Origin of the sequence: Streptomyces sp. NPDC127092 (assembly GCF_042722475.1) — a bacterium.
In the GTDB taxonomy this organism is placed as follows: Bacteria; Actinomycetota; Actinomycetes; order Streptomycetales; family Streptomycetaceae; genus Streptomyces.
The window spans coordinates 1-7,722 of the sequence record NZ_JBHXFE010000085.1; the positions used below are offsets into that span (position 1 = coordinate 1).

8 protein-coding genes are annotated in these 7,722 nt (G+C 72.8%); 7 read left to right on the forward strand and 1 reads right to left on the reverse strand.

Annotated features, from left to right (window positions below; all coding sequences use genetic code 11):
- Nucleotides 1–154: 154 nt before the first annotated feature.
- A complete protein-coding gene (locus tag ACFWJO_RS36830) occupies nucleotides 155–676 on the forward strand; it encodes a hypothetical protein (RefSeq protein ID WP_386872445.1) in 522 nt (173 codons plus the stop codon).
- Here the strand turns inward: ACFWJO_RS36830 and ACFWJO_RS36835 are convergent.
- Nucleotides 636–1,298, reverse strand: a complete 663-nt coding sequence (locus ACFWJO_RS36835) for a TetR/AcrR family transcriptional regulator (protein ID WP_386872447.1) — start codon at nucleotides 1,296–1,298, stop codon at nucleotides 636–638. The genes ACFWJO_RS36830 and ACFWJO_RS36835 overlap by 41 nt on opposite strands.
- A gap of 147 nt (nucleotides 1,299–1,445) precedes the next feature.
- Here ACFWJO_RS36835 and ACFWJO_RS36840 point away from each other — a divergent pair, with 147 nt between their 5' ends.
- From ACFWJO_RS36840 to ACFWJO_RS36865, 6 genes are all read left to right on the forward strand, one after another.
- On the forward strand, nucleotides 1,446–3,191 hold the full coding sequence (locus tag ACFWJO_RS36840; RefSeq protein ID WP_386872449.1) for a glycoside hydrolase family 3 protein: 1,746 nt from the start codon (nucleotides 1,446–1,448) through the stop codon (nucleotides 3,189–3,191).
- A gap of 135 nt (nucleotides 3,192–3,326) precedes the next feature.
- Entirely contained in the window at nucleotides 3,327–4,469 is a 1,143-nt protein-coding gene (gene surE / locus ACFWJO_RS36845) for a 5'/3'-nucleotidase SurE (RefSeq protein ID WP_386872451.1), read from the forward strand.
- Between the two features lie 87 nt (nucleotides 4,470–4,556).
- Nucleotides 4,557–5,240: a spermidine synthase gene (locus ACFWJO_RS36850; protein ID WP_386872453.1), complete on the forward strand. Its 684-nt coding sequence runs from the start codon at nucleotides 4,557–4,559 to the stop codon at nucleotides 5,238–5,240.
- Between the two features lie 72 nt (nucleotides 5,241–5,312).
- Nucleotides 5,313–6,050 carry a response regulator transcription factor gene (locus ACFWJO_RS36855; protein WP_128978112.1) on the forward strand — a complete coding sequence of 246 codons (738 nt, stop codon included), beginning with the start codon at nucleotides 5,313–5,315 and terminating at the stop codon, nucleotides 6,048–6,050.
- Nucleotides 6,047–7,144: an ATP-binding protein gene (locus ACFWJO_RS36860; protein ID WP_386872455.1), complete on the forward strand. Its 1,098-nt coding sequence runs from the start codon at nucleotides 6,047–6,049 to the stop codon at nucleotides 7,142–7,144. The genes ACFWJO_RS36855 and ACFWJO_RS36860 overlap by 4 nt, the downstream gene beginning before the upstream one ends.
- Nucleotides 7,145–7,447: 303 nt before the next feature.
- A partial coding sequence (locus ACFWJO_RS36865; protein ID WP_386872457.1) for a hypothetical protein occupies nucleotides 7,448–7,722 on the forward strand: 275 nt, incomplete at its 3' end.

Genomic DNA, 7,722 nt, shown 5'->3' on the forward strand with positions numbered 1-7,722 from the left:
GGCGCGGAGACCGGGGTCCTGGCGGCGACCACCGACGGAATGGCGCTCTACGACTCCCTCGACTGGTACTACCGCGGCCCGCTCACCGGGGTCGTCCGCACCGGTTGAGCCGTTCCGGCTGCGCGGACGCCGGGTCAGCGGGCATGCTCGGTCCATGGAGTACGCGAAGCGGTACGGGGCGGCGGCGGTGCTCGCCGCGGTCGTCGCCCTGGCGGGCTGCGCCCAGTCCCCCGCGGCGCCTCCCGACGACTCGGGCGGCCTGAGCGTGCCACCCGCCCCGAGCCCGTCGGCCACCGCGACGGCGACGGCCAGGACGGACCGTCCGGCACCTCAGGAGGTGCTGGTCGAGGTCGTCGTGAACGGCGGCTTCGCCGGCGTGCGCAACAAGCTGGTCGTCCGCCACGACGGCTCGTACGAGCTCCGCAAGGGCACCGGGGAGCCCACTTCGGGCCGGATGACGAAGACCCAGGTGGCCGAGCTGCGCGCGGCCCTGGAGGACCCCGCGTACGCCAGGGTCCCGGACCGCCCCACCGGTGCGCCCGCCCCGGACGGCTTCGAGTACTACGTCACGTACGCCTACCGGCTCGTCGTCACCCGCGACGGCGAGGACCGCCCACCGGCCCTGAAGCGGGTCTTCAAGGCGCTCCCGGAGGGCCACCCGCCGACGGCGCCCTGATCTCCTCGTACTGGCGCCGCAGGAAGTTCCGCACCCTCCCCGGCATGTCCATCGACTCCGGGGCCAGCGCCCACTGGATCTGGAGCCCGTCCATGACGGCGAGCTGCTCCTGGCCGACGGCGAGGCAGTCGATGCCGGTGCGCAGCTCACCGCGCTCCACCGCGGTCTCCAGGAGGTCGACGGTGTGCCGGAGGACCCTCGCGTAGCGCTCCTTGAAGTACGCGTGCGCGGGGTGGCCGACGTTGCCGGACTCGCCGACGAGCACGTTGAACATCCGGACGATGCCGGGCCGGCGGGTGTTGTCCTCGATCAGCGCGACGAGCGTGTCCAGGTACGCCGCGTAGGACTCGGGCTCGGCGCCGAAGAGCCGCTCGACGTCGTGCTGCTCGCTCTGCGCGAGGACGGACAGGAGCAGGTCCTCCTTGCTGCGGAAGTGGTGCAGCAGACCGCCCTGGGTGATCCCGCAGTCATGGGCGATCCGGGCGAGCGAGGAGGCATGGAAACCCCACTGCCCGAAGTGCTCGACGGCGGTGTCGAGGATCTTCCGGCGGCGCGCGTCACCGACGGCGTAACTGCCCCTGCCTGCGGTTTTGCGGGCCGCGGGGACCTTCTTCTCCGGCATGGGGCCACCCTAGCCCCGCCCCGATCCGGACTCTCCGGCGCGTGAGCCAGGTCACATTTCACAAACCTAGTACCTACTCGGTTTTCGCGCTTAGCCTGTGGGCGCCGCGGCCGACCCCCGGCCTCCGCACACGTGAGGCAGCCCCCGATGCACCCGTACCAGGACCCCGCCCGCCCCGTCCCCGAGCGGGTCGACGACCTCCTCTCCCGCATGACCCTGGAGGAGAAGGCCGGACAGCTCTTCCACGCCATGCTGACGATGAACCCGGACGGCACCCCGGTCACCGAGACCGACGGCTCGCTGCTCCCCCTCACCACTCCCGAGCTCATCACCGAGCGCGGGCTCACCCACTTCAACCTCCTCGGCACCTACGGCGCCCGCGAGACGGCGACGTGGCACAACGCGATCCAGGAGATGGCCGCCGCCACCCGGCTCGGCATCCCGGTCTCGCTCTCCACCGACCCGCGGCACGCCTTCACCGACAACATCGGCGCCTCCTTCCACGCCGGCGCCTTCTCCGCCTGGCCCGAGCCGACGGGGCTCGCCGCGGTCCGCGACCCCGAGCTGGTCTTCCGCTTCGCCGACACCGTGCGCCGCGAGTACCTCTCCGTCGGCTTCCGCGTCGCGCTCCACCCGCAGATCGACCTGGCCACCGAACCGCGCTGGGCGCGCCAGTCCGGCACCTTCGGATCCGACGCGAAGCTCACCTCCGAGCTGGTCGAGGCCTACGTGCGCGGCCTCCAGGGCCCGGCCCTCGGCCCCGACTCGGTGGCCGCGATGGTCAAGCACTTCCCCGGCGGCGGCCCGCAGAAGGACGGAGAGGACCCGCACTTCCCGCACGGCAAGGACCAGGTCTACCCGGGCGGGATGCGCGAGCTGCACCTGGAGCCGTTCCGGGCGGCCGTCGCGGCCGGCTGCTCGCAGGTCATGCCGTACTACGGCCGGCCGGTCGGCACCGACTGGGAGGAGGTCGGCTTCGGCTTCAACAAGGGCGTCCTCCAGGGCCTGCTCCGCGACGAGCTGGGCTTCACCGGGATCGTCTGCACCGACTGGGGCCTGCTGAACGACTCGGTGATCTTCGGCGAGCCGCACGAGGCCCGGGCCTGGGGCGTCGAGCACCTCAGCGTCGGCGAGCGGGCGGCGAAGGCGCTCGACGCGGGCGCGGACCAGTTCGGCGGCGAGCAGTGCCCCGAGGTGATCGTGGAGCTGGTCCGCTCCGGCCGCGTCTCCGAGGCCCGCGTCGACGCCTCCGTACGCCGACTCCTCCACGAGAAGTTCGTCCTCGGCCTCTTCGACGAGCGGCGGTACGTGGACCCCGACGAGGCCGCGGAGACGGTCGGCCGCGCGGACTTCACCGCCGCGGGCGCCGCCGCCCAGCGCCGCTCGCTGACCGTGCTCACCGCGGGCCCGCTGCCGCTCTCCGGCCGCCCGAGGCTGTACGTGGAGAACGTGGACCCGGAGACCGCGGCGGCGTACGGCGAGGTCGTGGCGAGCCCGTCCGAGGCCGACCTCGCCCTCCTCCGCCTCCGCACGCCGTACGAGGAGCGCCCGAACCGCTTCGAGTCCTTCTTCCACTCGGGCAGCCTGGCCTTCGCGCCGGAGGACCTCGCCCACATCCTCACGCTCCTCCAGACGGCCCCCACCGTGGTCTGCGTCAACCTGGAGCGCCCCGCGGTGCTCCCGGAGATCGCCGAGCACGCGGCGGCGCTCCTCGCCGACTACGGGGCGAGCGACGCGGCGCTGCTCGACGTCGTCTTCGGCCGGGCGAAGCCGGAGGGCCGCCTCCCCTTCGAACTGCCGCGCTCGATGGCAGCGGTGGAGGCGGCCCGCCCGGACGTCCCGAACGACACGGAGGACCCGGTCTTCCCGTACGGCCACGGCCTCACGCTCTGAGCCGCGGGCGGGTGCCGGGGCCCGCCCCGGCCCCGGCACCCCACCCCGCACGCCGCATCCCGGCACCCGGCACCCGCACCCGGCCCGGCCCGGTCCGGCACCACCACACCTGTCATGCACCTGAAGGGACGCGTCATGCGCACGTATCTCGCCCTCACCACGGCGGCCGCGGTACTCACCGGCGTCGGCGCCACCGCCTACGCGACCACTCCCCCGCACACGACCACGACGCCGGCCACGGCCACGGCCGCGGCCACGGCAACTGGCACTTCCACCGCCACGACCGCCAAGCCCCTGGCCGGCCTGCGCGTCCTCATCTCCAACGACGACTCGATGCAGGCCGCCAAGGCGAGCAACTCCGACGGCCTCGGCCTCTACGAGCTGCGCCGCGCGATGTGCGCCGCCGGCGCCGACGTCGTCGTGATGGCGCCCTGGCAGGTCCAGTCGGGCAAGGGCACCGCCGTCACCAACGGCGGGGTCGTCACCGTCCAGCGCCGCTCCGGCGCCGGACTGCCCGCCGGGTACGCGGACGACTGCTCCGGCGCGCCCTCCGGCGGCGCGGTCTTCGGCGTCTGTCTCTCCGCGGGCCCCTGCGGCAAGGACACCCCGAGCGCCACGCCCGCCGACACCGTCAAGCTCGCCCTGCGCGGCGGCCTGAGAGCGAAGGTCGGCTGGGACGAGGCGCCCGACCTGGTCCTCACCGGCATCAACTCCGGCCCGAACGTCTCGGCCAGCGTCAACGACTCCGGCACCGTCGGCGCCGCCGTCGCCGCGATCGACCAGGGCGTGCCCGCGGTCGCCTTCTCCTCCTCGGGCGACGCGAGCAACACGTCCTTCCCGCGCGAGACCTACCGCGCCCACGCCGAGTTCGGCGCCCGCTTCGTGGCCGGCCTCCGCGTGCGCGGCCTGCTGACCTCCGCCTTCGCGCTGAAGGTCGACTACCCCGACGTCAGCGCCGGGCAGCGCGCCAAGGCCCCGGTGTGGACGCGGGTCGGCGACGGCGCGGTGGTCTACCACGCCTTCGAGCAGCGGGGCGCGGACGCATCCGGCGACAGCACCTCCTTCGACATCGCGCTCGGCCTGTGCCCGCTCGACGGCAGCGGTGAGGGCGAGTGCGCCGAGGGCCGCGAGGACGCCGACTCGACCTGGCTGCTCGACCGGGGCCACGTCACGGTCGCGCCCGTGACCTGGGACCGCACCTACGGCACGCCCGTGGACGCCCGTCGCACGCTCAACCGGATCGAGCACTACGTGACCCACGAGGCCCCGCGCCCGTAGGACTCGATAAGCGTTTGTCCCGGCCTCCCGCGTTTCCGAGGATGGCCGGGACAGACACGTACGCATCGAGCCACGGAGTGAACGACCATGACCGTCCCCGTCACCCTCGACCGCCGCCAGGGCCCGTACGGAGAAGTCGTCCTGCGCCGCAGGGACGCGGACGACCGCACCCACTACGAGATCATCGCCAACGGCACCTTCCTGATGGACACCTCCGACGGGCGTTCGGAGCGGCTGCTCGTCGACGCGGCGATGGACGCGCTGCCCGAGCACCGGCGGCCCGGCGCAGCCGTCCTCATCGGCGGCCTCGGCGTCGGCTTCTCGCTCGCGCACGCCGCCGCCGACCCGCGCTGGGGCCGGATCGCCGTCGCCGAGCGTGAGGAGGCGATCATCGACTGGCACCGGCAGGGGCCGCTCTCGGCGCTCTCGGGCCGGGCGCTCGCCGATCCGCGCACCGTGATCCTGCACACGGACCTGGTGGAGTACCTGCGTACCACCTCCGACCACTACGACGCCCTCTGCCTCGACATCGACAACGGGCCGGACTGGACGGTCACCGAGGACAACGAATCCCTTTACTCCGCCGAGGGTTTGGCCGCCTGCGCGGCGCGGCTCGCCCCGGGCGGAATCCTCGCCGTGTGGTCGGCGCGGCCGTCCGCCGATTTCGAAGACTCGTTGCGGAATGCCGGATTCAGCGGGGTACGGACCGAAGAGGTCCCCGTTGCCCGGGGCGTCCCGGACGTGGTCCACCTCGCCGTCCGACCCGCCTGATCACCTGCGTAGCCTTGACCGCGCCGGTGCCTCTAGGCTGCTGCACCGACATCGGCGACGCGAGGCGGGGCAATGGAGCAGACACACACCACGAACCAGGGTGCGGCGACGACTCCGGGAGCCCAACGCCGCGTGCTGGTCGTCGAGGACGACGCCACCATCGTGGAGGCCATCTCCGCGCGGCTGCGGGCCGAGGGATTCCTCGTCCAGACCGCGACCGACGGCCCGGCCGCCGTGGACGCCGCCGAGGCGTGGCAGCCGGACCTGATGGTGCTCGACGTGATGCTGCCCGGCTTCGACGGCCTGGAGGTGTGCCGCCGGGTGCAGGCCCAGCGCCCCGTCCCGGTCCTGATGCTCACCGCGCGGGACGACGAGACGGACATGCTGGTCGGCCTCGGCGTGGGCGCCGACGACTACATGACGAAGCCGTTCTCGATGCGCGAGCTGGCCGCCCGGGTGCACGTGCTGCTGCGCCGGGTGGAGCGGGCGGCGCTCGCGGCGGTCACGCCGCGCAGCGGGATCCTGCGGCTCGGCGAGCTGGAGATCGACCACGCGCAGCGCCGGGTCCGGGTCAGGGCCGAGGACGTGCACCTGACGCCCACCGAGTTCGACCTGCTGGTCTGCCTGGCGAACACCCCGCGCGCGGTGCTCTCCCGTGAGCAGCTGCTCGCCGAGGTGTGGGACTGGGCGGACGCATCCGGCACCCGGACCGTGGACAGCCACATCAAGGCCCTGCGCCGGAAGATCGGGGCCGAGCGGATCCGTACGGTGCACGGGGTCGGGTACGCGCTGGAGACCCCGGCGCCGTGAGCCGCCGGGGGCCGCACCCCGAGCGCCGCGGCAGGCGCCGGATCGTCATCTCGATCAAGACCAAGCTGGGCGCTCTGGTCGTCGGGGCGGTCCTGCTCACCTCGGGGCTCGCGCTGGTGGCCATCCGCACCTCCACGGAGTTCCGCTACATCACGATCTTCGCGATGATCGCGACCCTGCTGATCACCCAGTTCGTGGCGCAGTCCCTGACCGCGCCGCTGGACGAGATGAACCACGTGGCCGGGTCGATCTCGCGCGGCGACTTCAGCCGGCGCGTGCGCGGCGCGGACCGCCGTGACGAGCTGGGCGACCTCGCCTCGACGATCAACCGCATGGCGGACGACCTGGAGGCGGTCGACCGGCACCGCAAGGAGCTGGTCGCCAACGTCTCGCACGAGCTGCGCACGCCCATCGCCGCGCTCCGCGCCGTTCTGGAGAACGTGGTGGACGGCGTCTCCGACGCCGATCCGGAGACCATGCGGACGGCCCTGAAGCAGACCGAGCGGCTGGGCCGGCTCGTGGAGACCCTGCTCGACCTGTCACGGCTCGACAACGGTGTCGTCACGCTCAAGGCACGCCGCTTCGAGGTCTGGCCGTATCTGTCCGGCGTGCTGCGCGAGGCCAATCTCGCGGCCTCCCAGCGCGGCCTGTCCTCCACGTCGGGCCTGCACAACCGCACGGACGTCCATCTGCACCTGGACGTGTCGCCGCCGGAGCTGACCGCGCACGCGGACGCCGAGCGGCTGCACCAGGTGATGGCGAACCTGATCGACAACGCCGTGAAGCACTCGCCGCCGCACGGGCGCGTGACGGTGCGAGCGCGGCGCGGGCCATTTCCCGACTCGCTGGTGCTCGAGGTCGAGGACGAGGGCCCCGGCATCCCGGAGTCGGAGCGGCACAAGGTCTTCGAGCGGTTCAACCGCGGCACGGTCCCGGCCCAGCAGGGCCCCGGGAGCGACGGCGGCACCGGTCTGGGCCTGGCCATCGCCCGCTGGGCGGTGGATCTCCACGGTGGCCACATCGGAGTGGCCGAATCCGCACGTGGCTGCCGGATCCAGCTCACCCTTCCGGGGAGCCCTCAGCCGCGACATTGACGTAGGGTTCGAACCGGAAGCTCTCGTTCTGCGTGTACGTGTACGACTGCTCGTACGAGCGCTCGTCACGGGTACCCGTGGGATCCGGTCAGGGGTGCGGCCAACAGGGCCGCAGCCACGGTTCTCCGTACCCTCACAGAACCGGAACCCCGCTTGTTTCCCGCCATTCACGGCACCGAAACACCTCGTCAAGTGTGACTTGCGCGACGTTGGAGCGCCCGGCCTGCACCTCCCGGCCGGGGAGGCGTAGCCTTTATTTCCGCTGTCCATCACCTTGCGAAGCGGAAGAGGGCGGTTGCCGCCGTGTCGTCTCAGTCCCCCAGTACCCCGAGCTCCCCGGCCGACCAAGACGGGCAGGGCGTGAGCCCCGCAGCCGCCTTCGGTGCCAATGAGTGGCTCGTCGACGAGATCTACCAGCAGTACCTCCAGGACCCGAATTCGGTCGATCGTGCCTGGTGGGACTTCTTCGCCGACTACAAGCCCGGAGCGTCGGAGACCCCGGCCGCCCCGGCCGTAGCCGCGCCGACCACCCCGAGCGCGCCCGCCGCGCCGCAGGCGGGACCCGCACAGTCCGCGCC

Excerpts from the sequence above, each read along its gene's own strand:
- ACFWJO_RS36830 (WP_386872445.1), top strand. The coding sequence starts at position 155 with ATGGAGTACGCGAAGCGGTACGGGGCGGCGGCGGTGCTCGCCGCGGTC.
- ACFWJO_RS36835 (WP_386872447.1), bottom strand. The coding sequence starts at position 1,298 with ATGCCGGAGAAGAAGGTCCCCGCGGCCCGCAAAACCGCAGGCAGGGGC.
- ACFWJO_RS36840 (WP_386872449.1), top strand. The coding sequence starts at position 1,446 with ATGCACCCGTACCAGGACCCCGCCCGCCCCGTCCCCGAGCGGGTCGAC.
- surE (WP_386872451.1), top strand. The coding sequence starts at position 3,327 with ATGCGCACGTATCTCGCCCTCACCACGGCGGCCGCGGTACTCACCGGC.
- ACFWJO_RS36850 (WP_386872453.1), top strand. The coding sequence starts at position 4,557 with ATGACCGTCCCCGTCACCCTCGACCGCCGCCAGGGCCCGTACGGAGAA.
- ACFWJO_RS36855 (WP_128978112.1), top strand. The coding sequence starts at position 5,313 with ATGGAGCAGACACACACCACGAACCAGGGTGCGGCGACGACTCCGGGA.